This is a genomic window from Roseateles sp. GW821-FHT09G03 (assembly GCF_059416045.1).
The window spans coordinates 449,929-476,564 of the sequence record NZ_JBWKOK010000006.1; the positions used below are offsets into that span (position 1 = coordinate 449,929).

General features: G+C 70.2%; 21 protein-coding genes. 13 read left to right on the plus strand and 8 right to left on the minus strand.

Features of this window, described 5'->3' with window-relative positions; all coding sequences use genetic code 11:
- Positions 1-76: 76 nt before the first annotated feature.
- The 7 genes from AC07OZ_RS22870 to corA all read left to right on the plus strand — a co-directional run bounded on the left by AC07OZ_RS22870 (position 77) and on the right by corA (position 7,536).
- Entirely contained in the window at positions 77-1,075 is a 999-nt protein-coding gene (locus tag AC07OZ_RS22870; RefSeq protein ID WP_495469357.1) for a LysR family transcriptional regulator, read from the plus strand.
- A 209-nt stretch (positions 1,076-1,284) separates the two neighbouring features.
- Positions 1,285-2,358, plus strand: coding sequence for an extracellular solute-binding protein (locus AC07OZ_RS22875; protein ID WP_495469358.1), 1,074 nt, complete (start codon positions 1,285-1,287; stop codon positions 2,356-2,358).
- A gap of 10 nt (positions 2,359-2,368) precedes the next feature.
- Complete coding sequence (locus AC07OZ_RS22880) at positions 2,369-4,084, plus strand: ABC transporter permease (protein ID WP_495469407.1); 1,716 nt, start codon at positions 2,369-2,371, stop codon at positions 4,082-4,084.
- Positions 4,081-4,761 carry an ABC transporter ATP-binding protein gene (locus AC07OZ_RS22885; RefSeq protein ID WP_495469359.1) on the plus strand — a complete coding sequence of 227 codons (681 nt, stop codon included), beginning with the start codon at positions 4,081-4,083 and terminating at the stop codon, positions 4,759-4,761. The genes AC07OZ_RS22880 and AC07OZ_RS22885 overlap by 4 nt, the downstream gene beginning before the upstream one ends.
- Before the next feature lie 69 nt (positions 4,762-4,830).
- Positions 4,831-5,982, plus strand: coding sequence for a Fic family protein (locus tag AC07OZ_RS22890; protein ID WP_495469360.1), 1,152 nt, complete (start codon positions 4,831-4,833; stop codon positions 5,980-5,982).
- Positions 5,979-6,431, plus strand: a complete 453-nt coding sequence (locus AC07OZ_RS22895) for a GNAT family N-acetyltransferase (protein WP_495469361.1) — start codon at positions 5,979-5,981, stop codon at positions 6,429-6,431. Before AC07OZ_RS22890 ends, AC07OZ_RS22895 begins: the two co-directional genes overlap by 4 nt.
- A gap of 136 nt (positions 6,432-6,567) precedes the next feature.
- Complete coding sequence (corA, locus tag AC07OZ_RS22900; protein WP_495469362.1) at positions 6,568-7,536, plus strand: magnesium/cobalt transporter CorA; 969 nt, start codon at positions 6,568-6,570, stop codon at positions 7,534-7,536.
- A 13-nt stretch (positions 7,537-7,549) separates the two neighbouring features.
- Here the strand turns inward: corA and AC07OZ_RS22905 are convergent, their stop codons facing one another.
- The 5 genes from AC07OZ_RS22905 to AC07OZ_RS22925 form a co-directional block, all read right to left on the minus strand.
- Positions 7,550-8,614 carry a tartrate dehydrogenase gene (locus AC07OZ_RS22905; protein WP_495469363.1) on the minus strand — a complete coding sequence of 355 codons (1,065 nt, stop codon included), beginning with the start codon at positions 8,612-8,614 and terminating at the stop codon, positions 7,550-7,552.
- An 88-nt stretch (positions 8,615-8,702) separates the two neighbouring features.
- Positions 8,703-9,503 carry a 4-hydroxy-2-oxoheptanedioate aldolase gene (gene hpaI / locus AC07OZ_RS22910; protein ID WP_495469408.1) on the minus strand — a complete coding sequence of 267 codons (801 nt, stop codon included), beginning with the start codon at positions 9,501-9,503 and terminating at the stop codon, positions 8,703-8,705.
- A gap of 8 nt (positions 9,504-9,511) precedes the next feature.
- A complete protein-coding gene (locus AC07OZ_RS22915) occupies positions 9,512-10,963 on the minus strand; it encodes an NAD-dependent succinate-semialdehyde dehydrogenase (protein WP_495469364.1) in 1,452 nt (483 codons plus the stop codon).
- A gap of 101 nt (positions 10,964-11,064) precedes the next feature.
- Positions 11,065-12,591 carry a UxaA family hydrolase gene (locus AC07OZ_RS22920; RefSeq protein ID WP_495469409.1) on the minus strand — a complete coding sequence of 509 codons (1,527 nt, stop codon included), beginning with the start codon at positions 12,589-12,591 and terminating at the stop codon, positions 11,065-11,067.
- Between the two features lie 80 nt (positions 12,592-12,671).
- Complete coding sequence (locus AC07OZ_RS22925) at positions 12,672-13,670, minus strand: tripartite tricarboxylate transporter substrate binding protein (RefSeq protein ID WP_495469365.1); 999 nt, start codon at positions 13,668-13,670, stop codon at positions 12,672-12,674.
- 205 nt (positions 13,671-13,875) lie between these two features.
- Here AC07OZ_RS22925 and AC07OZ_RS22930 point away from each other — a divergent pair, with 205 nt between their 5' ends.
- Positions 13,876-14,868, plus strand: coding sequence for a LysR substrate-binding domain-containing protein (locus AC07OZ_RS22930; protein WP_495469366.1), 993 nt, complete (start codon positions 13,876-13,878; stop codon positions 14,866-14,868).
- Here the strand turns inward: AC07OZ_RS22930 and AC07OZ_RS22935 are convergent.
- Positions 14,820-15,845 carry a hypothetical protein gene (locus AC07OZ_RS22935; protein WP_495469367.1) on the minus strand — a complete coding sequence of 342 codons (1,026 nt, stop codon included), beginning with the start codon at positions 15,843-15,845 and terminating at the stop codon, positions 14,820-14,822. The genes AC07OZ_RS22930 and AC07OZ_RS22935 overlap by 49 nt on opposite strands.
- 284 nt (positions 15,846-16,129) lie before the next feature.
- On the opposite strand from AC07OZ_RS22935, the gene AC07OZ_RS22940 reads away from it, so the two are divergent.
- Positions 16,130-18,805, plus strand: coding sequence for a hypothetical protein (locus AC07OZ_RS22940; protein WP_495469368.1), 2,676 nt, complete (start codon positions 16,130-16,132; stop codon positions 18,803-18,805).
- Positions 18,806-18,856: 51 nt separating this feature from the next.
- On the opposite strand, the gene AC07OZ_RS22945 is transcribed toward AC07OZ_RS22940, so the two are convergent.
- Positions 18,857-19,954, minus strand: a complete 1,098-nt coding sequence (locus AC07OZ_RS22945; protein ID WP_495469369.1) for a PepSY-associated TM helix domain-containing protein — start codon at positions 19,952-19,954, stop codon at positions 18,857-18,859.
- Between the two features lie 25 nt (positions 19,955-19,979).
- On the minus strand, positions 19,980-22,172 hold the full coding sequence (locus tag AC07OZ_RS22950) for a TonB-dependent siderophore receptor (protein ID WP_495469370.1): 2,193 nt from the start codon (positions 22,170-22,172) through the stop codon (positions 19,980-19,982).
- Between the two features lie 264 nt (positions 22,173-22,436).
- Between AC07OZ_RS22950 and AC07OZ_RS22955 the strand changes: the two genes are divergently transcribed.
- The 4 genes from AC07OZ_RS22955 to AC07OZ_RS22970 all read left to right on the plus strand — a co-directional run bounded on the left by AC07OZ_RS22955 (position 22,437) and on the right by AC07OZ_RS22970 (position 26,632).
- On the plus strand, positions 22,437-23,255 hold the full coding sequence (locus AC07OZ_RS22955) for an isocitrate lyase/PEP mutase family protein (RefSeq protein WP_495469371.1): 819 nt from the start codon (positions 22,437-22,439) through the stop codon (positions 23,253-23,255).
- A gap of 91 nt (positions 23,256-23,346) precedes the next feature.
- The gene (locus AC07OZ_RS22960; RefSeq protein WP_495469410.1) at positions 23,347-24,405 is read left to right on the plus strand and encodes an alpha/beta fold hydrolase; all 1,059 of its coding nucleotides are present in this window, start codon (positions 23,347-23,349) and stop codon (positions 24,403-24,405) included.
- 114 nt (positions 24,406-24,519) lie between these two features.
- Positions 24,520-25,749, plus strand: coding sequence for a hypothetical protein (locus AC07OZ_RS22965; protein ID WP_495469372.1), 1,230 nt, complete (start codon positions 24,520-24,522; stop codon positions 25,747-25,749).
- 67 nt (positions 25,750-25,816) lie between these two features.
- Positions 25,817-26,632, plus strand: coding sequence for a hypothetical protein (locus AC07OZ_RS22970; protein ID WP_495469373.1), 816 nt, complete (start codon positions 25,817-25,819; stop codon positions 26,630-26,632).
- Positions 26,633-26,636: the final 4 nt, after the last annotated feature.

Consider the following 26,636-nt stretch of genomic DNA (forward strand, 5'->3'; position numbering starts at 1 on the left):
TACGGCACGCCAATTGCACTTGGGAATCGCGTCATCACGGCCGGAAATGACCCGTGACGGAATTAGCATCCGCCCCATGAGCACCCCTCGCCCCGTCAACTTCCGGACGCTGGACCTGAACCTGCTGCGCGTCTTCGACGTGGTGATGGAGGAACGCCACGTCACCCGCGCCGCGCACCGGCTGGCCATCACCCAGCCGGCCGTCAGCAACGCGCTGAGACGCCTGCGCGAGGCCACCCACGAGGAGCTTTTCATCCCGAGCTCCACCGGCGTCGAGCCGACGCCCCACGCCCAGTCGCTCTGGCCGGTGGTCCGCCGCGCGCTGTCCGCGCTGCAGCAGGCGCTGGAGCCGCAGGTCTTCGACCCGCGCGCCGCCGGCAACACGGTCAGCTTCACGCTGGCGATGGCGGACGCGACCGCGGCGCTGGTCGTGCCGCAGCTGAGCCGGCGCTTCCTGGAAGAAGGCATCCATGTCGGCCTGCGCGTCGTGCCGCTGACGACCCGCGACCCGCGCGAACTGCTGGAGCAGGGCTGGGCCGACCTGGCGATCGGCTTCTTCCCCGATCTGACCGAGCAGCTGCTGATCGAGGACGACAGCACCGCCTTCCGCCGCGAGGCGCTTTATGCGAGCCGCTACGTCTGCGTCATGCGCGCCGACCACCCGCTGGCCGAGCCCGGCGCGCTGACGCTGGACGCGTACTGCGCCGCGCAGCACCTGCGGGTGAGCTTCGCGGGCCGCGCGCACGGCTTCGTCGACGACGCGCTGGCGACGATCGGCCGCAAGCGCCGCGTGGCGATGACGGTCAACAGCTTCTTCACCGGCACGATGGCGGTGCAGCAGTCCGACCTGATCACGGTGCTGCCGGACAGCTTCGTGCCGGCGACCGGCTTTGCCGGCCAGCTCGCCTGCCGGAACCTGCCTTTCGCGCTGCGCGGCATCGACATCAGCCAGGTCTGGCACATCCGCGCCGAGCCCGACCCGGCGCAGCGCTGGCTTCGGCAGGTGATCGGGGAGATCTCCGACGTCATCGCCGCCGGCGCGCGGGCGCTGCCGCAGGCAACTGCAGCGGCCTGAAGACAGCCTGAAGCCGTGCGCTGGCGTCACGGCCGTCCGGGACCCGGTAATCCCTGCGGACCCTCGCAGCTTTTGTCTCCTTCCTTCTCGCGAACAGGGCGCCTACATTGCGCGTCTTCCAGATGAGAGTCGTTCTCATCGACGGAGCCCGAGGTTCCGGCTCGCCCCGTCCCCGTTTTCGTCGGGACGCCTGAGAAAGAGACAAGACGATGCGCCGTTCCGCCCCTTCCTTCCGTTCCTCCCTCCGCCCGGTCGGGGCCGCCGCCACGGTCGCGATGGCCGCGATCGCGCTGGTGCCAGGTGTTGCGCAAGCCAACGTGCCGGCCGGCGGCGAACTGACGCTCTACACGACGCGCGAGGTCGCGCTCGTCCAGCCGCTGCTGTCGGCATTCACCGCGAAGACGGGGACCAAGGTCAACACGGTGTTCGTGAAGGACGGGTTGCTGGAGCGCGTGAAGGCCGAGGGCGCGCGCTCGCCGGCCGACCTGCTGATGACCGTCGACGTCGGCAACCTCGTCGACCTCGTGGAAGGCGGCGTGACGCAGCCGTTGACGTCGGCCGAGGTGAACGCGGCCGTGCCGGCCAACCTCCGCGCGGCCGATGGCCAGTGGACCGCGCTGTCGCTGCGGGCCCGCGTGCTCTACGCCGATCCGTCCTTGAAGACCGGCGCGATCCGTTATGAGGACCTGGCCGACCCGAAGTGGAAGGGCAAGGTCTGCACGCGCTCGGGCCAGCATCCGTACAACACGGCCCTGGTCGCCGCGATGATCGCGCACGACGGCGAAGCGAAGACCGAGCAGTGGCTGCGCGGCCTGAAGGCCAATCTCGGCCGCAAGCCGACGGGCGGCGACCGCGACGTGGCGCGCGACATCCTCGGCGGCATCTGCGATGTGGGGCTGGCCAACTCGTACTACGTCGGCCAGATGAAGTCGTCCAAGCCGGGCAGCGACGCGCGCAAGTGGGGCGACGGCATCCAGGTGCTGAAGCCCACCTTCGCGAAGGGCGCGGGCACGCACGTCAACATCAGCGGCGCCGCGCTGGCGAAGCACGCGCCGAACAAGGCGGCCGCGCAGGCGCTGATGGAGTTCCTGGTGTCGGAGCCGGCGCAGCAGCTCTACGCCCAGACCAACTACGAGCACCCGGTGCGCGCCGGCGTCACGCTGGATCCCTTGATCCAGTCGGCGATCGGCCCGGTGAAGGCCGATGCGCTGCCGCTGACGGAGATCGCGCGTCACCGCAAGCAGGCCAGCCTGCTGATCGACAAGGTCGCCTTCGATCAGTGACGGCGTGAGGATCGTCTTCGGCCGGCCGCGCGCGGTCGGCCCGCTGTGGAGCGCGACGGCCCTGGTCATCGCGCTCGTCGTGCTGGCGCCGCTGGGGGCGCTGGCATGGACGGCGCTGGGCGCCGGAGCCGGGCACTGGTCCCACCTGTTCGAGCACGTGCTCCCGCGCGCGGCGGCGCAGACGGCGACACTGCTGACCGGTGTCGGCCTGCTGACGGCCGTCGTCGGCACCGGTTGCGCGTGGCTCGTGACGCGTGTCGACTTCCCCGGTCGCGCGGTGCTGAACTGGGCGCTGCTGCTGCCGCTGACCGTGCCGACCTACATCGCGGCCTACAGCTACGTCGACCTGCTGCATCCGATCGGACCGTTCCAGGGCGCCGTGCGCGCGCTGCTCGGGGTCGGCTCGCCGCGCCAGTTCCGCCTGCCCGATGCCCGCTCGATGGGCGGCGCGGTGCTGGTGCTCTCGGCGGTCCTCTATCCCTACGTCTACCTGAGCCTGCGCGCGATGTTCTCGACGCAGCCCGCCCGCCTGATGGAGGCGGCACGGCTGCTCGGCGAAGGGCCGTGGGGCGCGTTCCGGCGCGTGGCGCTGCCGATGGCGCGGCCGGCGCTCGCGGTCGGCGTGGGCCTGGTGCTGCTGGAAGTCCTGAACGACGTCGGCGCGTCCGAGTTCCTCGGCGTGACCACCTTGACCACGACGATCTACACGACCTGGGTGACGCGCTCCGACCTCGGCGCGGCCGCGCAGATCGCCTGCGCGATGCTGGCGATGGTCGCGCTGCTGGTGTGGCTGGAGCGGCAGGGGCGTCGCCGCCAACGGGCCGGCAGCGTGCGCGCGATGCGCGCCGCGCCGCGCCGCCGGTTGCGCGGCGCCCCGGCGTGGCTGGCGACCGCGGCGGCGTCGTTGCCCGTGTTGATCGGCTTCGTCCTGCCTGCGGGGCATCTGGCGGTGCTGGCCTGGAAGCGGGCGGCGGAAGGTCACGGCCTGTCGCCGGAGGTCGTCTCCGGCGCGATGCATTCCGCGGGTTTGGCGCTGGGCGTGACGGCGATCGCCGTCGTGGCCGGCCTGGTGGTCGCCTGGGCGGCCCGCTCGACGGGTGGGGCAGGGCGCCGTCGCGCATGGTGGCTGGGCAGCGCCGCGCTGGGTTACGCGATTCCCGGCACGGTTCTGGCGATCGGGCTGCTGCCGCCCGCGCTGGCCGTCGACGGCTGGATCGCCGGCGCGCTGGGGCTGAGGGGCCTGCCGCTGATGAGCCTCGGCGTGGTGCTCGTCGTCGCTTGCGCAATGCGTTTCCTCGCGCTGCCGATCGGTGGGGTCGAGGCGGGCCTGGCCCGCGTGCCCGCGCCGTTGGAGCAGGTCGCGCGCAGTCTCGGCGAAACGCCGCTCGGGACGCTGCGCCGTGTCCACCTGCCGCTGCTGCGCCCGGCGCTCACGGCGAGCGCGCTGCTCGTCTTCATCGACGTGATGAAGGAACTCCCCGCGTCGCTGCTCCTGCGGCCCGCCAACGTCGAGACGCTGCCGACGCTCCTCTACGCCGAGGCCGCGCGCGGCAGCTATGAGCACGGCGCGCTGGCGGCGCTGCTGATCGTGGCGGTCGGCCTGCCGGCGGTGCTGTTGCTGAGCCGGGAACGCGCAGGCCCGGCGTCTCCGGCGCCGCCGGCATCCGACCCCACCGCCGCGGCGGAGCCTCCCGCCGCGCTCACCGCCATGAAGGCATCGACATGACCACGCTTGCGCTCGAGAACCTCCATGTCCGCTATCCCGGCGCCGAAGCGGAGGTCCTGAGCGGCCTCTCGCTGACGGTGCCGCTGGGCGGCATCGCCTGCCTGCTGGGGCCGTCGGGTTGCGGCAAGAGCACGGCGCTGCGCGCGATCGCCGGGTTTGAGCCGCTCAGCCAGGGTCGGGTGTTGCTGGACGGCCGCGTGCTGTCCGGCCCGGGCGTGCACGTCGAGCCGGAGCACCGCGGCGTCGGGCTGCTGTTCCAGGAGATCGCCCTGTTCCCGCATCTGACCGCGGCGGCCAACGTCGGCTTCGGACTGCGCCGCCGGCCCGGCGCCGAGCGCGATCGCCGCGTGCGCGAACTGCTGGCGCTGGTCGGACTCGAGGCGCTCGGCTCGCGCATGCCGCATGAGCTCTCCGGCGGCCAACAGCAGCGCATCGCGCTCGCGCGGGCGCTGGCGCCGTCGCCGCGCCTGCTGTTGCTCGACGAGCCGTTCTCCAACCTCGACACGTCAACGCGTGACCGGCTTGTCGTCGAGGTGCGCGACATCCTGGCCGCCGCCGGCCAGACCGCGCTGATGGTCACCCACGATCCCGAGGAAGCCGAGGCGATGGCGGACTGGATCGCCGTGATGGCGGGCGGGCGGCTCGTGGAGTCCCGACCTTCACGAGTGGCGATTTAGCGCATTTAGGTCATTGAAACTTCCGAGGGGAAGCGGAGCATCGCGGGTTTCTCCACGACGGAGCCTGTCATGCGACGCGGACCCCTGGGCACCTACGAACCTTCCGTCGCCGGTGGCGAGGTGTGCGAGGCCTTCGTGCCGTCGCCCCTGCCGCCGCGGCCCTCGCTGGTGCTGGATACGGGCCTCCAGGAACGCCTCTATGGCGCGCACCTCGCGCTCGGGCGGCTGGACGGCCTGTCGCTGCTGACGCCGGAGGCGTCCGTCCTGCTGCACCACTTCGCGCGCAAGGAGGCGGTGATGTCGTCGCGCATCGAGGGCACGCGGTCCTCGCTGGCCGACCTGCTGCTGTACGAAGCCGACGGCGTGCCCGTCACGCCGGTGGACGACGTGCGACAGGTGTCCAGCGGTGTCCAGGCGCTGGAACACGGTCTGGCCCAGATGCGGCAGGGCGTGCCGATGGGCACGCGGCTGATGAACGACATGCACCGGCGGCTGATGACCCACGGCCACGGTGCCTCCATGGCGCCGGGCGAACTGAGACGCGCGCAGAACTGGATCGGCGCGGGGTCGCCAGCCGCCGCGCCTTTCGTGCCGCCGCCACCGCACCGGCTCGATCGCTGCCTGTCCGATCTGGAGCGGTTCATCCACGATCAGCCGGCGCGCCATCCCGCGCTGATCAAGGCGGCGATGGCGCACCTGCAGTTCGAGACCATCCATCCCTATCTCGATGGAAACGGCCGTCTCGGTCGTCTCCTGATCCCGCTGATGCTGGTCAGCGAAGGCGTGCTGCGCGAGCCGCTGCTCTACGCCTCGCTTTATCTCAATGCCCACCGGAGCACCTATGCCAGGCTGATTCAGGGCGTGCGCGAGCATGGGGACTGGGAGTCGTGGCTGTCCTTCTTCGCCGCCGCGGTGGAGGTCACGGCCCTGCACGCCGTGAACACGGCCCTGGCGATCAGGGGACTGATCGACGCGGACGGTGCGCGGATCGTGATGCTGGCCGAGGACGACGCGCTCCGGGTGCACCACCTGCTGTCCGGCGACCCGGTGGCGAGGGTCGATGACATGGCGGCCTGCCTGCACGCCGATCGGCCCGCCCTGGAGCGCGGCATCGCCGTGCTCGAGGAGATGGCCATCGTGCGGACGGTGTGCGGAACGGCAGGGCAGCGCATCCTGGTGTACACCGCCTACCTTGACCTGCTCAACAACGAAGAGACATGAGCTTCTTCCTCCGCCCCGCCATGCCGTCCGACATCGCCGCCTGCATCGCGCTGCGCGGCCGCACGCGCGAGAACGCGGTGTCCGCGGCCCGCCTGGCTGAATTGGGCATCACCGAAGCGTCCTGGTCGGGCCAGGTCCGAGACGGCGAGCTGCCGGGCTTCGTCGCCGAAGCCGGCGGCGTACTGGCCGGCTACTGCTTCGGCGACGCCCGCAGCGGCGAGATCGTCGTGCTCGCGCTGCTGCCCGAGCACGAGGGCCGCGGACTCGGCCGGGCGCTGCTGGACCGGACCGTCGCGCATCTGCGCGGGTTGGGACATCGGCGCCTGTTCCTCGGCTGCTCGGCCAACCCGGCGCATCGCTCGCACGGCTTCTATCGCCGGCTCGGCTGGCGTCCGACCGGCGAGCGCGACGGCCACGGCGACGAGGTGCTCGAGCTGTTGCCGGATTGAGCCCGATGCGACGAGCTGTGACGGAGGCCCCTCGAACTGGGCGTCTTCCCCTCGGTTTCTCTTGATGCGACCTTGATGCCGATCGGGCTACGCTCGGCCTGAGCGTTTCCGCATTCAAGAACGATCGAGACGAACCATGCTCATCAACTGTGTCGCCTACCGCGACGGCCGCCGGCTGGCCGATATCCAGCCGGAAGAGATCAGCGACTACATCAAGCTGCCCGACTGCTTCGTCTGGGTCGCCTTGCGCGACGCGTCGTCCGAGGAGGTCCTCGCGATGAAGGAGGAGTTCGACCTGCACGAACTCGCCGTCGAGGACGCGTTGCACGGCCAGCAGCGGCCCAAGGTCGAGGAGTACGGCGACACGCTGTTCGCCGTGATGCAGACCGTGCAGTTCACGCCGACCGACGAGCTCTGCACCGGCGAGGTGTCCATCTTCGTCGGCAACAACTTCGTGCTGTCGATCCGCAACCGGGTGGCGCAGAGCCTGCTGGGCGTGCGCGCCCGCGCGGAGAAGGAGCCGCACATGCTCAAGCGCGGTCCCGGCTTCGTGATGTACGCGATCATGGACGCGGTCGTGGACCGCTACTTCCCGGTCATCGAGGCGCTGGAGACGGAACTCGAGGCAATCGAGTCGCAGATCTTCGAGCCCGGCGTCACGCGCGAGAACATCCGCCGCGTGTATGAACTCAAGCAGCGCGTCACGGTGGTCAAGCACGCGGTCTCACCGCTGCTGGACGCCGTGGGCAAGCTGGTGCGCGGCCGCGTGCCACCGGTCTGCGAAGACACGCGCGAGTACTTCCGCGATGTCTACGACCACCTGGAGCGCATGCAGTCGGCGCTGGACTCGCTGCGCGACACGGCGACGACCGTCATTCAGGTCCACCTGTCGATGGCGGCGATCGAGGACTCGGAGACCACCAAGCGCCTCGCGGCCTGGGCCGGCATCTTCGCGGCGGCCACGGCCTTCGCGGGCATCTGGGGCATGAACTTCGAGGTCATGCCGGAGCTGAAGTGGCGCTTCGGATATCCGGTCGCGCTCGGCGTCATCGCGGCCACCTGCGGCGTCCTCTTCTGGCGCTTCAGAAAGGCCGGCTGGCTGTAGCCAGCCTGGCGGCTCAGATCAACTCAGCGATCGCCTTGCCCATCTCGGTGGTGTTGGCGGTGCCGCCGAGGTCGCCCGTCCGCGGCCCCGACGCCAGCGTCTTCTCGATCGCCTTCAGGATCGCGTCATGCGCGTCCTGCTCGCCGAGGAACTGCAGCATCAGCGCGCCCGACCAGATCATCGCGACCGGGTTCGCGATGTTCTTGCCGTAGATGTCCGGCGCCGAGCCGTGCACCGGCTCGAACAGCGACGGGAAGTTGCGCTCGGGATTCAGGTTGGCCGACGGCGCCAGGCCGATCGTGCCGGTCGTCGCCGGACCCAGGTCCGACAGGATGTCGCCGAACAGGTTGGACGCCACCACCACGTCGAAGCGGCCCGGCTGCAGCACGAAGCGCGCGCTCAGGATGTCGATGTGCTGCTTGTCCACGGTGACCGTCGGATACCCGGCGCCGACCGCGTCCGCGCGGCCGTCCCACCACGGCATCGAGATCGCGATGCCGTTGCTCTTGGTCGCCACCGTCAGGTGCTTGCGCTCGCGGCTCTGCGCCAGCTCGAACGCGTACTTCAGCACCCGGTCCGCGCCGAAGCGCGAGTAGACCGACTCCTGGATCACGATCTCGCGATCGGTGCCCGCGTACATGATGCCGCCGAGGTTGGTGTACTCGCCCTCGGTGTTCTCGCGCACCACGAAGTAGTCGATCTCACCCGGCTTGCGATTGGCCAGCGGGCAGGGCACGCCTTCGAAGAGCCGCACCGGACGCAGGTTGATGTACTGGTCGAATTCGCGGCGGAACTTCAGCAGCGAGCCCCACAGCGAGATGTGGTCCGGCACCGTCGCCGGCCAGCCCACCGCGCCGAAGAAGATCGCGTCCTGGCCTTCCAGCTGCGCCTTCCAGTCGTCCGGCATCATCTGGCCGGTCTCGGCGTAGTAGTCGCAACTGGCCCATTCGATGTGGGTGAACTCGAACTGGATGCCGAAGCGCTTCGCGGCGGCGTCCAGCACGCGCAGCCCTTCGGGCATCACTTCCTTGCCGATGCCGTCGCCGGGGATGACGGCGATCTTGTACGTCTTGCTCATGGTCGTGCTTTCAACGGAGATCAGAAGGCGCGCGGAGATGGCCGTCAGAGACGTCAGCGGTCCGCGCGCGGCGGTGCGTTCAATGCGTTCAGTAAGGCGAGCCGGTCGGGGCCGGCAACGGCGGGGCCAGGTCGAAGTCTGCCGCAAGGCGGCGCGTTGCCTGTGCGAGCAGCGTGACGTCGATACCGACCGCCACGAAGGTCGCGCCCAGCGAGAGGTAGTGGCGGGCGAGTTTCGCGTCGCCGGTCAGCGTGCCGGCGGCCTTGCCGCTGGCGACGATGGTGCGGATCGCGTTGTCGATGGCCGCCTGCACTTCCGGATGCGTCGGATTGCCGCGATGGCCCATCGAGGCCGCCAGGTCCGCCGGCCCGATGAACACGCCGTCGACGCCGTCCACGGCGCAGATCGCCGCGAGGTTCTTGAGCGCCGTCGCGGTCTCGGCCTGCACCAGCACGCAGGCCTCGCCGTCGGCTTCATCGAGGTACTGGCGCCGCAGGCCCCAGCGCGACGCGCGCGCCACGGCGGCACCCACGCCGCGCACGCCCAGCGGCGGATAACGCGTCGCGGCGACCACCACCGCCGCCTGCTCGGCCGTGTCGATCATCGGCACCAGCAGCGTCTGCACGCCGATGTCGAGCAGCTTCTTGATGCCGTCCTTGTCCGCGTTGACCGCGCGCACCACCGGGTGCGCGGGATAGGGCGCCACCGCCTGCAGCTGCTGCAGCGTGCTGGTCAATTCATTGGGGGCGTGTTCGCCGTCGATCAGCAGCCACTGGAAACCGGCGGTCGCGCAGACCTCGGCGCTGTACGCCTGCGCCATCGACAGCCAGAGGCCGACCTGCGGCTTGCGCGCGGCCAGGCCCTGCTTGAAGGTGTTGGAGAAGTTCATGGATGCGCTCACGACAGACCTCCCTGGCAAACGTACTTGATGTGGAGGTAGTCGTCGAGTCCGTGCGTGGAACCCTCGCGGCCGTAGCCGGATTCCTTGACGCCGCCGAACGGCGCGGACTCGGCGGCGATCGCGCCCTCGTTGAGGCCGACGATGCCGCTCTCCAACGCGTCGGCGACGCGCCAGGCGCGGGCGATGTCGCGGGTGTAGAAGTAGGCGGCCAGGCCGAAGGGCGTGTCGTTCGCGGCGGTGACGACCTCGTCCTCGTCCTCGAAACGGAACACGGGCACCACGGGGCCGAAGGTCTCCTCGTGCCAGAGCAGCATCCCGGTCGTCGCGCCGGTCAGCACGGTCGGGGCGAAGTAGTTGGGACCCGTCGCGACTTCGTTGCGCACGCGCTCGCCACCGGTGATGACCAGGGCGCCGCGCTCGACGGCGTCATCGACGTGGCGCTCGATCTTGTCGAGCGCGCGGGCGTTGATCATCGGACCGATCTGCGAATCGGCCCGGCTGGCCGGCCCGACCTTCAGCGCGCCAACACGCGCGGCGAGCTTCTCGACGAACAGGTCGTGGATGCCGGCCTGCGCGAACACGCGGTTCGGGCACACGCAGGTCTGACCGCCGTTGCGGAACTTGGCCGCCATCAGTCCCTCGACGGCCGCGTCCACATCGGCGTCGTCGAAGACGATGAAGGGCGCGTTGCCGCCGAGTTCCAGCGACAGCTTCTTCAGCGTCGAGGCTGATTCACGCGCCAGGTGCTTGCCGACCGGCGTCGAACCGGTGAACGTGATCTTGCGGACGCGCGCGTCGGCGAGCCAGACGTCGACAACCTCCGGCGTGCGCTCGCGCGACGCGCACACGATGTTCAGCACGCCCGGCGGCAGGCCGGCCTCGACGGCCAGCGCCACCAGCGCCAGCGAGGTCAGCGGCGTGTCCTCGGCCGGCTTGGCGACGACCGTGCAGCCGGCGGCCAGCGCCGGCGCGATCTTGCGCGCGATCATCGCGGCCGGAAAATTCCACGGCGTGATCGCGGCGACGACGCCGACCGGCTCGCGCAGCGCGAGCATGCGACGACCCTGCACCGGCGCGGGGATCACCTCGCCGTTGGAACGCGTCGCTTCCTCGGCGAACCATTCGACGTAGCTCGCCGCATAGGCGACCTCGGCGCGGCCTTCCGCCAGCGGCTTGCCCTGCTCCTGCGAGATCAGCGCGCCGAGGCGGTCCTGGTCGCGCAGGATCAGATCGTTCCAACGCTTGAGGATCGCGGCGCGCTGCTTGGCCGGCACGGTACGCCAGCCGGCGAAGGCCGCGTGCGCGGCGTCGACTGCGGCGAGCGCGTCGTCGGCGCGACTGTCGGGCACCTCGGTGATGAGGCTGTCATCGGCGGGATCGACGACCGGAAAGCGGTCGCCGGCGGCCGCGTCGCACCAGCGGCCGGCGATGTGGTTCTGCGTCTGCATGGGGACCTCGAGGACGGGAAGCGGGGAGCAGGAAGGAGGGAAGGGCCTGGACGGCGATGTGTCGAGCGGACCGCAGCACGCGGCGCGTCGGCAGTCGCCGCTCAGCTCACGATGCCCAGATGCCACGGCACGAACTCGTGGTCGCCAAGTCCGAGCAGCTCGCTCTTCGTCGGCTCGCCTGAGGCCGAGCGGAGGATGTGCTCGAAGATCTGCTGGCCCATCTGCTCGATGGTCAGCGCGCCGTCGATGACCAGGCCGCAGTTGATGTCCATGTCCTCTTCGAGACGCGTGTACATCGGCGTGTTGCTGGCCAGCTTGATCGTCGGCGCCGGCTTGGAGCCGAACATCGAGCCGCGCCCGGTGGTGAAGCAGATCAGGTTGGCGCCGCTGGCGATCTGGCCGGTGACGGCCACCGGGTCGTAGCCCGGCGAGTCCATGAACACGAAGCCCGACTGCTCGATGGGCTCGGCGTATTCGTAGACTTCCTGCAGCGGCGTCGTGCCGCCCTTCATCGCGGAGCCCAGCGACTTCTCGAAGATGTTGGCCAGCCCGCCCGCCTGGTTGCCGGGGCCGACGACGCCGTTGAACTGGCCGTTCTGGCCGCGGGTGTACTCCTCCCACCAGGCCAGCCGGTCGAGCAGCTTCTGTCCGACTTCGGGCGTGACCGCGCGGCGGGTGAGCATGTACTCGACGCCGTGGATCTCCGGCGTTTCCGACAGGATGGCGGTGCCGCCGTGGCGCACGAGGATGTCCATCGCCGCGCCCAGCGCCGGATTGGCGCCGATGCCGGAGAAACCGTCCGAGCCGCCGCATTCCAGGCCGATCTTCAGATGCGCTGCGCTGACCGTCTGCCGCGTCACGCGATTGGCGATCGGCAACATCGCTTCGACGGCGCGGATGCCCGCCGCGATCGTCGCGCGCGTGCCACCGGTGTCCTGCATCACCAGCGTCTTCAGCGTCTCGCCGGGGACCAGGTGTTGCGACTCCATCAGGCCCGCGACCTGGTTGCGCTCGCAGCCGAGGCCGACGATCAGCGCGCCGCCCAGGTTGGGATGCTTCGCATATCCAGCGATCGTGCGGCGCAGCAGGTCGAAGTGGGGGCTCGGCGAGGACATGCCGCAGCCGGTGGTCTGCGCGAAGGCGACCACGCCGTCGACGTTGGGAAAGTCCTTCAGCCGCTCCGGCGTGAAGTGTTCGGCGATGCGGTTGATCGCCGTCGACGAGCAGTTCACCGACGCCAGGATGCCGATGAAGTTGCGCGTCGCCACGCGTCCGTCGGCGCGCACGATGCCCAGGAAGGTCGCGCGCTCCGACTCGGGCAGGTAGTGGACCGGCGTAACGTCCGCGCAGAAGGCCGGATCGCGGTCGAACTCGACCAGCGCGATGTTGTGCGCGTGCACGTAGTCGCCGGGTTCGATGTCGCGCGCGGCGACGCCGATGACGGCGTTGTACTTGCGGATCGGCTCGCCGGCCGCGATGCGGCGCGCCGCGATCTTGTGACCGGCCGGGACCTGTGCCTTCAGGCGCAGACCGAATTCCGGCAGTTCCTGGCCCAGGGTCAACACCTGGCGCGCGATCAGGACGTTGTCGTCGCGATGCAGGCGCAGCAACGGCGACGAGGTCGCCATCGCGGCCGCCGCCGCGGCGATCGCGTCGGAGGTGGTGGCGCCGGACGCGTTCACGGCTCCTGCGGCGGTCGCGCTCATGGTCAGCCCTTCGCCAGCAGCTCGCGCAGCTTCAGGCGCTCGATCAGCTGCGTGTCCTTGCGGTAGGTCGCGGCGATGTACTTCTCGTACTCGGGCTGGTCGAGGTACATGACCGGCGAGTCGATGCGGTCGCAGGTGGCGATGAAGTCGGGATCCGCGGCCGCCTTGCGGAAGGCGTCGCGCAGCTTGGCCACGACGGCCGGGTCCATGCCCTTGGGCGCGCCGATGCCGTTGGGCGCGTCGACGACCAGGTCGTAGCCGGCTTCCTTGAGCGTCGGCACGTTGGCGAAGTCCTTGGTGCGCGTCGCGCCCCAGGTGACCAGCAGGCGCAGCTTGCCGGACTTCACGTGCGGGGCCCACGAGGTGGAGTCCGCCACGGCGTCCACCTGTCCGCCGAGCAGGTCCTGCAGCGCCGGGGCGCCGCCCTTGTACGGGATGTGGTTGAGCTGGATGCCGGCGAGCAGGTTGAACTCCTCCATGCCGACGTGCGTGGCGCCGCCGATGCCGGCGCTGCCGTAGGTGATCAGGCCGGGCTTGGCTTTCGCGGCGGCGACGAATTCCGCCAGCGTCTTCCACGGCGAATCCGCGCGCACGACCAGGCCGAAGGTCTGGCCGTTGACGCGGGCGAGGTAGGTGAAGTCCTTGAGCGGATCCAGCTGCACGGTGCGCAGCTGCGCGAAGCGGGTCACCGAGATCGGCACCTGGCCGATCGTGTAGCCGTCGGGCTTGGACGTCGACAGCACCTTGGTGCCCAGCATGCCGGAGGCGCCGGCGCGGTTCTCGATGATGATGGTCTGGCCGAGGACCTTGCCCGCGGCCATGCACAGCGAGCGCATCGTCACGTCGGCGGTGCCGCCGGCGGGCCAGGGGCAGATGAAGGTGATGGCGCGCTCGGACGGATAGGCGGCGGCGTGCGCCAGGCGAGGCAGCGCGAGGGCGCTCGCGCCGAGGCCGGCGGCGCCGGCGAGCAGGACGCGGCGGCGGTCCATGCGGATGGTCATGTCTTGTCTCCTGGCTCGGGATCGATGCGCGCACCGATCGGGATCGTGGGCGGGGGCCTCGTTGGGCGCTGGGCGCTTGGGCATTCGCCGCGAGGTCTCTGTGCGATGCATTGTGGTCATCCGGTCCATGCAGCTCAATTGAAGAACCGGACTGTCTTCATGTCATGAACGGAATGAATCGTCGCCAAGCTCCTAAGATCGACCCATGAGCCAGATCGATCGCGTCCTCCGTTCCAACCTGAAGCTGCGGCATCTGCAGATGCTGGTGGCGCTCGACCAGTTCCGCCATCTGGGCCGGGCGTCGGAGTTCCTGTCGCAGACGCAGCCGGCGGTGTCGAAGTCGCTGGCGGAGGTCGAGCGCATGTTCGGGCTGGAGCTGTTCACGCGCTCCACGCGCGGCACCGAGCCCACGCCCTTCGGCGAGGCCGTGGTGCGTTTCGCGCGCTCGGTGCTGTCGGACTTCGCGCGCACCCGCGACGAGATCGACGCCGTGGCCAGCGGCGCGGCGGGTCGCGTGAGCGTCGGTGCGATGGTGGTGGCCACGCCGGGGCTGGTGGCCGGCGCGGTCGAGCGGCTCAAGCGCCATTCCTCGCTGACGACGGTCCACATCGAGGAAGGCGATCTGACGCGCCTGCTGCCGCGGCTGCGCGTGGGCGAGCTGGACGTGATCGTCGCGCGGCTGGAGCCGGGTTATGCGGCGCCCGACCTGGCGACCGAGCCGCTGGTCGAGGAGGCGATGCGCATCGTCGTGCGACCGGACCATCCGCTGGCGACGGCCCGCAAGTCGAAGCGGCCGCCGTGGGCCGAACTCGCCCGCATGCCGTGGGTGATGCCGCCGCCGTGGGCCTCGTCGCGGATCAAGCTGAACCAGATGTTCTATTCACAGCAGCTGGATCCGCCGAGCGACATCGTCGAGAGCGCGTCCTTCCTGGTCACGCTGACCTTCCTGCGCCAGCGCGGCGCGGCAGCCTTCGTGGCGGACAACGTCGCGCGTTACCTCGCCAAGGAAGGCCTGGCGAAGGTCCTGCCCATCGACGTGCCGATCGAGCTGCCGCCCGTGGGCCTGCTGACGATGCGCGCCCGCCGGCAGTCACCCGCCGCGGAGCAGTTCATGGCCTGCTGCCGCGAGGCGGCCGCCGCTCACCAGCCTCACCACCCCAAGGCGGCGTCGCGGAAGCTGTCCAGGGCCAGCTCGTAGTTCATCTCCCCGAGCAGGCCGACCAGCCGGTCGCGGTCCGCGTTCCAGGCGTCGACGACATGGCGCCAGGCCGGCGCGAGCGAGCGCGGCTCGGCTTCATCGTCCGGGATCTCGGCCTCGATGGAGGCCGGCGGCAGGTCCGACGGCAGCATCAGCCGCGAGGGCACGGGGGGGCGGTCCGCATCCTCGTCGTACTGCGTGTCCGCGTCGCCGGCGTCCGTGCCGGGATCGATGCGCCAGCGGCCATCGTCCTGCACGGTGATGCGCGGGCGCAGCCAGGGCTCATGGGCGCGCGGGTTCAGCAGGTGGCAGGTGCGATGCCGCGCATCGACGATCAGCAGGCTCAGCACCGAACCCCGGCCGTTGGCGAGTTCCTCGACGTAGTCGGGATGCTCCGTCGGGCCGTCGACGTCGACGACGAAGTAGCGGTCGTCGATCCATTCGCCCGAACCGTTGACCGAGCAGCCGAAGTTGAGCTCCTGCGGATAGGGCAGAAGCCGGCCGTCGAGCCAGAGCGCCGCGCCGTAGGGCATCTCGAAGACGCGTTCGGTGTCGGGGTACTCGGGCAGGCGCCCGTCCTCCCACCAGACGACGGCCCGGTGCAGGCGGCCCGGCGCGTCGGCGATGCGGAAGCCGGCGGTCCGCCATTCGGGCCAGGAACTCCACACGCGGGACTCGACGCGCTCGTCCAGTCCCATCGCCCGGAGGTCGCGGCTGCTGGCGTGCTGCAACAGATGCTGTGCGAAGTGCCGCCACATGGCCGGGCCCAGCGCGCGGGCGATGGGCTCCGCGTCGCGCAGCCAGTCCAGCAGCAGCGGCACGATGGGCGCCTGCCGGGACCACAGCGCATGCGTGGCGATCGATCGCGCCCAGCGGCGTTCGAGGGCCTGCACGCCCGGCGCTGCGGGCGCCGGCGGGGTTGTCGCGGGGTCGGGGAGCTCTGCGGACAGGTCCGGTCCGGCGGGCGTGGAAGGCATCCCCACCGGGGTCGGCGGGATGGGCGAAGGCGGAAGGTGGTACAGCGGCATCAGGTGGGGCGCACCGGGGTGAGGGAGGCGGTGGCGCTCGACCGGGGCAGATGGGAGTCCCGGGGGAGGGAGAGTCCGTCGCCGTCGTCGGGGACGTTCGAACGCAGCGACCGGGGCCGGGTCTTGCTCGGAGGCGTCCGGCACCGGGAAATGCTGCCGGTGGGGCTGTCCCCTCGACGGGGGATGACACCGGGAGCGGGGCGCACCATCCTGAGGACCTGGAGGTGGATGCCATGACCGAACCCGGGATGGAACCGCATGAGGCGCACCACGACACCGCGGACAGCGGCGGACGCGGAGGCTCCGCTGAGGCCGCCGAGGCCGCCGAGGCCGACGAGGCCGCGGGCGTCGACCCGCACGGCGGCCCGCGCGTGGCGGTCGTCGCCGTGCACGGGGTCGCGGACCAGGCGCCCGGGGCCACGGTGCATGCGCTGGCGGCCCTCCTGACGGCGCGTCCGCCCCAGGACGTGCAGTACCGCGACGGGACCTGCGACTGCCTGCTGCTGCAGGTGCCCGTCCTCGAGGGCTGCGTGCCGGCGGCGTGCGACCCCGACGAACGCCCCACCGCGATGAAGGCGCTGCGGCAGTCGCTGAGATCGGACTTCCAGCGGACCGGCTGGCTGGACGCCTCGGCGCGCGGTGCCACCGAGGACAGGGCGCGGGCCCAGGACTACCAGTCGACGATCCGGTCCGCGCACGAGGCCAAGGGGGCCCGGTCGCAGGAACCCGGGGATCCCTTGAAGGGCGAGCCGGACCAGGGCATCGCCTTCACCGACTACCTGCTCTTCAAGGCGCAACGCGGCAAGGCGGCCACCGAACACGTCGAAGGCCATCGGATCCGCATCACCCGCGAGGACGCGCGGACGCGGACCACCCAGCAGGTGGTCCTCCACGAGATGTACTGGGCCGACCTGTCGCGGCTGTCGAGCGCGCTGCCGACCATCCTGACCGAGCTGTTCACCATCCTGTTCCGGCAGTCCAAGCTCGCGCGCGACACGATCGACCAGGCGCGCCACGCCGCCGACGCGGCCGGGGCGCCCGCGGGGATCCGGCAGCGCTGGGCCCGGCTGTCCTGGCTGCAGACGGCGCTGGACTGGTCCTTCGCCCACCTGCTGTCCAACCTGTTCCTGCAGACGCTGCTGCTGGGCACCTTCATCGTCGCGATGTCGGCGCTGAACGACGACCCGCGGGGCGAGACGGCGGAAAGCGTCCGCACGATGCTCGCCGTGGGGCTGCCGGCCCTGGCCTTCTGGTGGCTGGTCTACCGCCACGTGCGATCGGCGTTGGGTCGGGTGTTGCTGGTCCTGCTGGCGGTCGCCGCCGGGTATGCGTTGAAGGTCTTCGCCGCGCCGTGGGTGCTGGGGATCGTCGTGCTGGCCGTGCTCGCGCTGCTGTGCGACACCGGCCTGAACTTCGCGGACCGGCGCTTCGTGTCGACGCTGCTGATCGGCCGGGCGTTCCTCGCGGTGAGCCTGGGCACCATCGCGGTCGTGATGGTCTGGTTCTCCCCGCGGCAGGACCTCTGGACCTGGTGGACCGCCGCGGCGCTGCGCGCCTTCGAGGTGATGCTGATGGGCACCTATGTCTGGTGGATCACCGCCGCCGCGCTGATCGTGCCGTGGACCTGGTACGGCTTCCGGCAGGCGGGGCTCGGCGATGCGGCCCGGGCCAGCGTGGCGACCGCGAGGCTGGGCCTGCTCGTGTCCGTGACCTCGTTCACCGCGGTGGGCATGGTGATCTGGGCCGCCGGGCATCAGGTCCTGGAGCGGGCGGGCGGCAAGTGGGGCTACCGGCCCTGGCTGTTCGACCTGCAGTTCGAGGTGCGCGCCGACGACTGGGGCTTCCAGCATCGTGCCGCCGACATGTACCGGGCGCTGCCGGCGGAGAGCTTCCTGACGCTGCGGTATGTGTACAGCACGGCGACCTTCTTCCTCGTGGCCCTGCTGCTGCTGGCGCTGGTGGCCTACGTGCTGGTGACGCTGCTGCCCAGCGTGCTGGCAGAGCTGCAGCGCGGCGTCGGGACGTCGGGCAACCTGGGCCGCTGGCTGACGGGCGGCTACGAGCGTCTCGAGGATTTCATCGCGCTGCTCGCGATCGTGAGCGCGCTGGCGACGACCTACATCGGCGGCGTCTATCTGGTGGACCTGCTCCGGCTGGTGGAACCGTTCACGGCCGCGGACCTCAAACAGGCGATCTCGGGCACGGGGTTCGCGTCCCAGTCGCTGCTGGCGCCGTTCGTGATCGGCTCGGTGTCGGCGCTCGGCGCGTTGACCTTGTTCGGGCGCACGCTGTCCAAGTACGCGCCGTGGCTGCGGGCACCGCTGGACGCGATGCTGGATGTTGACAACTACCTGCGCGAGTTCCCGCGCAGCGCGATTCCGCGCGCGCGCATCTTCGCGCGTTACGTCGCGCTGCTGGAGCATCTGAAGGCGGACGGCGTGTCCCGCATCGTGCTCGTGTCCCACAGCCAGGGCACGGTCATCACGGCGGACCTGCTGCGCTACCTGACCTACCGCGCCATGCGCGATCCCGGCAGCCGCGCCGGTCGGCTGGGGCAGTGGCTGCAGGACATCGAGGTCCACCTGTTCACCGCCGGCAGTCCCCTGCGACAGCTCTATGCGGCGCGTTTCCCCGACCTGTACCACTGGGTCCGCACCGGGCCGGCGCTGGATCAACTGGGGATCGACAAATGGACCAACGCCTTCGCCTCGGGGGATTACGTCGGACGCTGGATCTGGGCGCCGTCGTCGCCCCAGGCCGTTCATCAGTCCGCGTTCTATGCGCCGGGCGCGATGGCGCTGAACGTGCCGAAGAGAAAGGACGTCTGCGTCGGCGCCGGGGCGCACACGCACTACTTCGATGCAGACAGCGCACTGGTCGCGCAGTGCGTCGATGAGTTGATCCGCTGAGCCTCGAGGCGCATCCCGGCATGAGCCAGGATGCCGATGCGGCTCAGCGGCTCAGCGCCGCCGACGCCACCACAGCCACGTGCCGGTGACGCCCATGCTGAACAGCACGACGCCGAGCACGCCGGTGATCACGCGATTGGCGAGGCCGAACAGCTCGCCCGCATGCAGCGGGTAGATCCATGCCGTGGACCGCACCGCGAGGTCGAGCTCATCCCAGCGCTGCTGGCTGAGCACGCGGCCGTCGACCGGATGTGCCCAGATCGAGGACAGCCCGTTCGGATGCGGATCCCCCGCCAGCTTGAAGCGCAGGCGCACTGGCCGCGTGTCCGCGGCACCCAGCTGGACGAAGCCGAGCTGCGCGCCCGGCCAGCGTGCGCGAGCCTCGGCGACGACGACGTCCAGCGGCACGCGCTCGCCCGCGGTCTTCTCGATCTTCGGCGGCTTGGGCGCGACGTCGCCGACCAGCGTGTTGACCCAGCCGCCGATGGGCCGATAGGCCATCCACGCGCCGCTCGCGACGGCCACGGCGATGAGCAGGCCCAGCACCGCGCCGGCGAAGCGGTGCAGGTCGAACAGGCTGCGCGTCGTGCCCTTGTCCAGCTTCAGCTTGAACGCGTGTTTCCACTGGGCCGCGTTCATCGGCCACCACAGGATCAGGCCGGTGAGCAGCAACAGCAGATACGCCAGCGCGGTGAAGGCGAGCGTCGCCTTGCCGGTGTCGCCGAGCAGCAGCTCGCTGTGCAGCTCGAAGACGAAGTTGGCGGCGCCTTCCGTCTCGCCGCGCCGGCCCAGCTCGACGACGCTGACCGGATCGAGGTACACGGTGCCGGCCCAGCCCGGCGAGCGGACCGCGACGCGCAGCGACTCGCCGTCCTCACGCGGCGGACGGATCGTCATCGTCGCCTTGGGGCCGAATTCATCGGCCACGCGGCGTCGCAGCGTCTCGAACGGCGTGCTCGACGCAACGACGGCCTGCGCCGCATCGTGGGCGGGCGCCCGGAAGAGTTCCGGATGCATGGCCTCGTCGAGCGGGCGCAGCACCGTCATCAGCGCACCGAGCAGCGCCGCCGCGGCGAGCAGCATCCCGAGCGTCAGCCCCAGCCAGCGGTGCAGCCACATCCAGACGCGGCGCGCGGTCATCAGAGCCATGGCTCGACACTCCCGGGGCCGGCGATCAGAAGTCGACCTTGGCGGTCAGGCGCACCGTGCGCGGCGCGCCGACGCCCAGCAGGCTGTTGCCGGCCGTGCTCCAGTAGTCCTTGTCGGTCAGGTTGTCGACGTTGGCCTGCAGGTTCACCGCCTTGTCCATGACGCGGAACTGGTAGCGCGCGCCGATCGACAGCGTCTCATACGCGCCGACCCAGCCCTGGTTGAGGTTGTTCACCGCGCGCTTGCCGAAGTGGTACACACCGGCGTTCAGCGACAGGCCCGGCACGACCGGCACGCGGTATTCGCCGAACAGACTCAGCGTGTTCTTCGGCGTGTTCTCGGGCGACTGGCCCAGCTCGCCCGCGTTGCTGGTACCGACCTTGGTGATCTCCGCGTCGAGCAGCAGCGCCGAGGCCACGATCGCGAAGTCGCGGCCGATCTCGCCGCTGGCCGAGAACTCGAGGCCGCGATAACGCGCCTCGCCGCCGACCTGGAAGATGCGGTTGACCGTTGTCGTCAGCGCGCGGTCCGTCTGGAACACCGCCGTCTGCAGCAGCACCTCGCCCACGCGTGCCTTCACGCCCAGCTCGCGCTGCTTGCTGACGGCCGGCGCCAGCACCTGGCCGGCGTTGTCGGCGGTCAGCGGCGCGGTGCCGGTCTCTTCCAGACCGCGCAGCAGGCTGCCGTAGACGCTCAGGTTCTTCATCGGCTTCCACATCACCGAGAAGTTGGGCGTGACCTTGTCGGCGCGGTAGATGCTGACCGGCGCGGTGGGGCTGGTCGCCTCGCTGCGGTAGACCGTCTTGCGCACGCCGGCCAGGAACTGCCACTGCTCGCCGAGGGAGACGCGGTCGAAGGCATAGAGCCCGCGGTCGTTGATCTCCGACGGGAAGCCGGCCTGGCGCAGCGTCGGGTTCAACTGCGCGATGTCGACCGGCGCGTACAGGTTCTGCGGCGCGGTCGCCGTGCCGCTGGTCCAGCCGGCGGACTCGCGGCGGTTGTAGGTCGTGCCGAAGGTCAGCTCGTGGCCGACGCCGAAGGTGTCGAAGCGGCCGATGGCCTCGACGCGGTGGTTGGTGTTGGTGTACTTCTGGCCCTTCAGCGTGTTGACGCTGGCCGTGCCGGCGCCGGTCTGCGGGTTGTAGTTGATGAAGGTCGTGTTGTTGCGGTCGCGTTCGGTCTGGGCGCGGCCGGTCTCGACGCTCAGCACCCAGTCCTCGCTCAGCGCGAAGTCGCCGCGCAGCAGCACGTTGTCGGCCTGCGCGTCGTAGCGGGCCCATTCAGGCGCGAGGTTGGTCTTGTTGTCCGGCACGCGCGGCAGCGTGATCACGCCGTTGACCGCGGCGGGCAGCTGGATGCCGGCCTGCTCGCTGGTGTTCTTGCGGTAGTGCTCGACGTCCAGCTTGAAGTTGGCCCAGGACGTCGCGCGCCAGTCCGCGGCCAGGGTCAGCACGTCGCGGTCGCCCTTGTAGCGATCGATCCCGGTCTCTTCCTTGCTGGTCGCGGCGTTGACGCGGAGGCCCACGCTGTCGTCCTCGCCGAAGCGGCGGCCGATGTCCATGTGGACCTTCGCGCCGCCGTGGTCGTTGACGGTGGTCGTGATCGAGGTCACCGGCGTCGGGCCGGCGCGCTTGGTCACGAAGTTGACGATGCCCGAGGGCGGCACCATGCCGTAGTACATCGACGAGGCGCCCTTCAGCACCTCGACCTGCTCCTTGTTCTCGAGCGGGATGTCGATCAGGTTGACGACGGGCAGGTTGCCGTTGAGGCGGTAGTTGCTGCGGTTCTCGACAATGATCCCGCGGATGGAGAGGTTGTCGTAGGTGGAGCCGCTGACCTGCGAGCGGGTCACGCCGGCGGTGTTCTTCAGCGCGTCGAAGAGACCTTGAGCGGCCTGTGCGTCCAGCAGGTCGCGCGACATGACGTTGTTGGTCAGCGGCACGTCCAGCGGATCCTGGTCGCGGAAGGCGCCGACGCGCACGGTCGTCGGCGCGAAGGTCTTCTTGCGCACGCCGGTGACGACGACCTCGTCCAGCAGCCGCTTCTGCGTGCCGTCGCCGGCGGCAGTCGACGCCGGGGTCGAGGACTTCGCGTCGGCGGCCGGCGCCTCGGCGGGCGCGGTCTGCGCCTGGACCGCGAGCGGCACCAGCAGCGCCAGGACGGACAGGGAAATCGGAGACAGGCGCGGCGCAGCGGCGCGGGAAGCGGTGAGGGACATGGTGTGGACCGGGAGAGACGGGGAAACGGGGGGAGATCAGGAATTCAGCGTAACGCGATACGTTATCAAATGCGAATGGTTCGCAATATTGTGGATGGGGCCTAGGGGGCGCTGGTCGCGCGATCCGGCCCTTTCGCAGGGAAATCGTCGCGGGGCCGCCACCTTTTTGGAGGTAGGGGGGGTCGGAGGAACACGTCCGATTGCTGCCAGACGGCGGCAGCAGCGCGGCCTAGGATCCGCCGTCTACCCACCGAGGAGGCCCTCATGAGTACACCGTCCCCGACCGTCGAACCCACCGTCGAGCGCCTGTCCGCGAAGGCGGTTGCGCTGCGCGCGCTGCATGAGCGGCCTGGCCCCTTCGTGATCGCGAACGCGTGGGACATCGCCTCGGCGCGCATGCTGGAGACAGCGGGCTTTGCCGCGCTGGCGACGTCGAGCGCCGCGGCCGCCGAGGCCGTTGGCCGCCGCGACGGTCAGCTCACGCGCGACGAGACGCTCGCGCATGTCCGGCTGCTCGCGGGCGCGACGTCGCTGCCGCTGAGCGCCGACTTGGGCAATGGCTTCGGTCATCGTCCCGAGGACTGCGCGCTGACGATCCGCCTCGCGGCGGAGGCGGGTGCGGTCGGCGGCTCCATCGAGGACTCCTCGAGCGAGGGCGGCGCGCCCATCCTCGACTTCGATCTCGCCGTCGAACGCGTTGCCGCCGCGGTCGAGGCGGCGCGCGCGCTGCCGTTCCCCTTCCTGGTCACGGCGCGTTCGGAGAACTTCCTCCACGGCATCAACGACCTGGACGACACGATCCGCCGCCTGCAGGCCTTCGAGCGCGCGGGCGCCGACGTGCTGTTCGCGCCACTGCTGCCGGACCTCGACGCGGTGCGCCGCGTCTGCGCGTCGGTGACGAAGCCGGTCAACTTCATGGCGGGCATTCCGGGGCGCTCGTTCACGGTGCGTGAACTGGGCGAGGCCGGCGTGAAGCGCGTGAGCCTGGCGATGTCGCTCTTCCGGCACGCGATGAAGGCCGCGCGCCTGGCCGCCGAGGAGATCCGCGATCACGGCAGCTTCGGTTATCTCGATCAGCGCTGAAGCCCCTGGGACTGCACGCGGGGAGAGAGGGAACGACACTTGCTCGCTTCGGGCGCCGTGCCCGTCGCCATTGGAGTTCCCCGTGATGAAGATGTTGTCCGTGCTGTCCGCCGCCGCGCTCGCGGCATTCACGCTGTGCGCGCAGGCGCAGGCGCAGGCGCAGAGCGCTGCGCCCACACCGTCCACGAAGGCCGCGCCGTCCTCGCAGGAGACGCCCGCCTACGGTGCGCGCCTGGAGGGCTTCGACTACCCGCATCCGCAGCAGCGTTTCAAGCTGACCTCGCAGCGGCAGGCGCTGGAGATGGTCTACATGGACGTCGCGCCGACGGGCCAGCCCAACGGCCGGACCGCGGTGCTGCTGCACGGAAAGAACTTCTGCGGCGCGACCTGGGAGCAGACGATCACCGTGCTCACCGGCGCGGGCTACCGCGTCATCGCGCCGGACCAGATCGGCTTCTGCGCGTCGAGCAAGCCGGCGGGCTACCAGTTCAGCTTCAACCAGCTCGCGGCCAACACGCAGGCGCTGCTGCAATCGTTGGGCATCGCGAAGGCGACGGTGATCGGACACTCGATGGGCGGCATGCTCGCGATGCGCTTCGCGCTCGCGTATCCGACGCAGGTCGAGCAGCTGGTCGTCGTGAACCCGTTGGGTCTCGAGGACTGGCAGGCGGCAGGCGTGCCGTACGCGAGCATCGATCAGCTCTACGCGCAGGAGCTGAAGACGACCGCGGACACCATCAAGGCCTACCAGCTGCGCTTCTATTACAACGGCCAGTGGAAGCCGGAGTACGACCGCTGGGTGCGGATGTCCGCCGGCCAGTACGCGGGACCGGGCCGCGAGCAGGTGGCGTGGAACCAGGCGCAGACCTCCGAGATGATCTTCACGCAGCCCGTGGTGCAGGAACTGCCGCGGCTGCAGGTGCGCACGCTGCTGATGATCGGCGGCAAGGATCGCACCGCGCCCGGCGCGGTCCGCGCACCGAAGGAGATCGCCGAGAAGCTCGGCGACTACGCGACGCTCGGCCGCTCGACGGCGAAGATGATTCCGGGCGCGTCGCTGATCGAGTTCCCGGCGCTGGGGCACTCGCCGCAGGTCGAGTCGCCGAAGGAGTTCCACGAGGCGCTGCTCAAGGGATTGAGCGCGCGGTGAGCGGCCCGCCGGACATTCGTGTCCGCGGTTCACCAGGCTGTTGATCGCCACGTGCCTACCGGCGCGTCGCCCGTCTACCTAGCATCCCGGGACCCCATCCGCTCTGGAGTTCCCATGCGTCTGCTCCTGTCCACGCTGGCCCTCGCGGCCGCGCTCTCGTCCAACGCCGGCGCGGCCGACATCAAGTCGGTCTCGCGGCTTGCCGCCGGCCCCGGCAACGTGCTGTTCCTCGCCGACTGGAAGGACGCGAAGGTCCACGCGCTCACCTTGCCGGAGGCTCCGGCCAAGCCGGCCGGCACGGCGTTCAACATCCTCGACCTCGAGCCGCTGCTGTCCGCGCAGGTCGGCGGCGCCAAGGTCGTCGTCGAGGACATGGTCGCCCGGCCCGGCACGGCCGAGGTCTACATCGCCGTCAGCTACGGGCCCGCGAAGGCGCCGGCCCTGATCGTCGTGACCAGCGACCGCCACGCGCGGCGCATCGACCTGAAGAAGGCGAAGACCACCGCCGTCGCGCTGCGCGACGCGCCGGCGTCGTCCGGCGTGATCTGGCGCGACCTGCCCGAGCGCAGCTTCACCGTCACGGACATGAAGTGGCGCGAGGGCGAGCTGTTCGTCGCCGGGCTGTCCAACCAGGACTTCTCGTCGAGCCTGCGCCGCGTGAAATACCCCTTCGATGCGACGCAGGCGATGGCGTCGATCGAGATCTATCACACCGGCCACAACCTCGTGGAGACCCGGGCGCCGATCCGCGCGATGAGTTTCGCCACGCTGGCGGGGCGCCCGTACCTGATCGCCGCCTACACCTGCACGCCGATCGTCACGATCCCGCTGGACGACATCCGCGACGGCGCGCACCTGCGCGGCAAGACCATCGCGGAGCTCGGTTACGGCAATACGCCGGCGGACCTGATCTCGTACTCGAAGACCGAGGACGGCCAGACCCGCGACTACCTGATGCTGCTCAACTTCGAACGCGGCGCCAGCGCGATCCCGCTGTCGCAGGTCGAGGCCGCGAACGCGAAGCCCGGCATCGAGCAGGTCGTGCAGTTCGGCCAGTTGAGCGGGCTGGAGCCGACCACCGCGCCGCTGGCGGGGGCGATCCGCATCGACAACCTCGACGACCAGTCGTTCATCGTCGTGCGCCGCCGGCTGGAGCAGGACCGGCTGCAACTGGTGACGATCGGCAAGGAGCTGTCGTTCCGGCTGACCGACTTCGTCTCGGAATACGCGTTCCCGAAGTACAGCTTCAAGGGCGACGGATTCCAGCTGAAGTACATCAAGCCGCGCCAGGACATGCTGCTGGAGCAGGAAGGCTTCGCCGATCACATCAAGCCCAACCAGTGATGCCATGCGGCGGGAGCATTCGAGCCGGGCGTTGTCGCAGGCGATGGTCCATGTGATGGGCAACGCAATGGGCCACGCGATGGGCCATGCGTTGGCGCTGGCGCTCTCGTCGGCATTGGTCGTGCCGCTCCTCGGCATGGAAGCCCGGGCGGCCGATCGAGCCGCGGGTGACAAGCTGCCCGACATCGTCGGCGTGGGGCCTTCGGGCCCTGCCGTTCCCGAGAACCTGCTCCGGATCTCGATCCGCTTCGCGTCCGCTCCCGACGGGCCTGTGCTGCGTCGTCTGGCGCTCGTCGGCCCCGACGATCGACCCCTGGTCGAGCCTTTCCTCGATCAGGAACTGTGGTCGCCCGATGGCAAGGTGCTGACCGTGCTCTTTCATCCTGGCCGGGTGAAGACCGGATTGATCGCCCACGACGAGCTCGGCGGTGTCCTGGTCGAGGGCGAGTCGATCCGGCTCACCCTCGACGGTCGCGAATTGCGGCGCTGGCAAGTCCTGGCACGGGACGAGACGGGACCACGTGCCGACGCCTGGGCGCTGTCGCCAGTGGCGGTCGGCCGCCGGGATCCGCTGAAGGTCCGGCTCGATGCGCCGGTCGACGCGCTGGTGGCCGGCTACCTGGCCGTGCTCGATGCGCGAGGCCGGCGCGTCCCCGGACGCGGCGAGTTCCTCGACGGCGAGACCGTCTGGCGTTTTTCTCCGGCGCGTGCCTGGACGGGCGGACCGTTCCGGCTGGTGGTGCGAGGCACGCTCGAAGACCCGGCGGGGAATCGCCTCAATGGCCGGTTCGAGGTCGCCGCAGGGGCGTCGTCTTCGCCTGCGCGCGATGTGGTGTTTCCGCTGAAGCTCTGTTCGGACAAGGCGACCTGTCCAAGTCGCTGAAGGC

Coding starts and splice junctions, on each gene's coding strand:
- AC07OZ_RS22925 (WP_495469365.1), bottom strand. CDS start 13,670: ATGACCATCCGCATGGACCGCCGCCGCGTCCTGCTCGCCGGCGCCGCC.
- AC07OZ_RS22965 (WP_495469372.1), top strand. CDS start 24,520: ATGCGTCTGCTCCTGTCCACGCTGGCCCTCGCGGCCGCGCTCTCGTCC.
- AC07OZ_RS22970 (WP_495469373.1), top strand. CDS start 25,817: ATGGGCCACGCGATGGGCCATGCGTTGGCGCTGGCGCTCTCGTCGGCA.
- hpaI (WP_495469408.1), bottom strand. CDS start 9,503: ATGAACTTCTCCAACACCTTCAAGCAGGGCCTGGCCGCGCGCAAGCCG.
- AC07OZ_RS22895 (WP_495469361.1), top strand. CDS start 5,979: ATGAGCTTCTTCCTCCGCCCCGCCATGCCGTCCGACATCGCCGCCTGC.
- AC07OZ_RS22885 (WP_495469359.1), top strand. CDS start 4,081: ATGACCACGCTTGCGCTCGAGAACCTCCATGTCCGCTATCCCGGCGCC.
- AC07OZ_RS22930 (WP_495469366.1), top strand. CDS start 13,876: ATGAGCCAGATCGATCGCGTCCTCCGTTCCAACCTGAAGCTGCGGCAT.
- AC07OZ_RS22960 (WP_495469410.1), top strand. CDS start 23,347: ATGTTGTCCGTGCTGTCCGCCGCCGCGCTCGCGGCATTCACGCTGTGC.
- corA (WP_495469362.1), top strand. CDS start 6,568: ATGCTCATCAACTGTGTCGCCTACCGCGACGGCCGCCGGCTGGCCGAT.
- AC07OZ_RS22875 (WP_495469358.1), top strand. CDS start 1,285: ATGCGCCGTTCCGCCCCTTCCTTCCGTTCCTCCCTCCGCCCGGTCGGG.
- AC07OZ_RS22945 (WP_495469369.1), bottom strand. CDS start 19,954: ATGGCTCTGATGACCGCGCGCCGCGTCTGGATGTGGCTGCACCGCTGG.
- AC07OZ_RS22955 (WP_495469371.1), top strand. CDS start 22,437: ATGAGTACACCGTCCCCGACCGTCGAACCCACCGTCGAGCGCCTGTCC.
- AC07OZ_RS22905 (WP_495469363.1), bottom strand. CDS start 8,614: ATGAGCAAGACGTACAAGATCGCCGTCATCCCCGGCGACGGCATCGGC.
- AC07OZ_RS22935 (WP_495469367.1), bottom strand. CDS start 15,845: ATGCCTTCCACGCCCGCCGGACCGGACCTGTCCGCAGAGCTCCCCGAC.
- AC07OZ_RS22950 (WP_495469370.1), bottom strand. CDS start 22,172: ATGTCCCTCACCGCTTCCCGCGCCGCTGCGCCGCGCCTGTCTCCGATT.
- AC07OZ_RS22920 (WP_495469409.1), bottom strand. CDS start 12,591: ATGGCGACCTCGTCGCCGTTGCTGCGCCTGCATCGCGACGACAACGTC.
- AC07OZ_RS22870 (WP_495469357.1), top strand. CDS start 77: ATGAGCACCCCTCGCCCCGTCAACTTCCGGACGCTGGACCTGAACCTG.
- AC07OZ_RS22940 (WP_495469368.1), top strand. CDS start 16,130: ATGACCGAACCCGGGATGGAACCGCATGAGGCGCACCACGACACCGCG.
- AC07OZ_RS22890 (WP_495469360.1), top strand. CDS start 4,831: ATGCGACGCGGACCCCTGGGCACCTACGAACCTTCCGTCGCCGGTGGC.
- AC07OZ_RS22915 (WP_495469364.1), bottom strand. CDS start 10,963: ATGCAGACGCAGAACCACATCGCCGGCCGCTGGTGCGACGCGGCCGCC.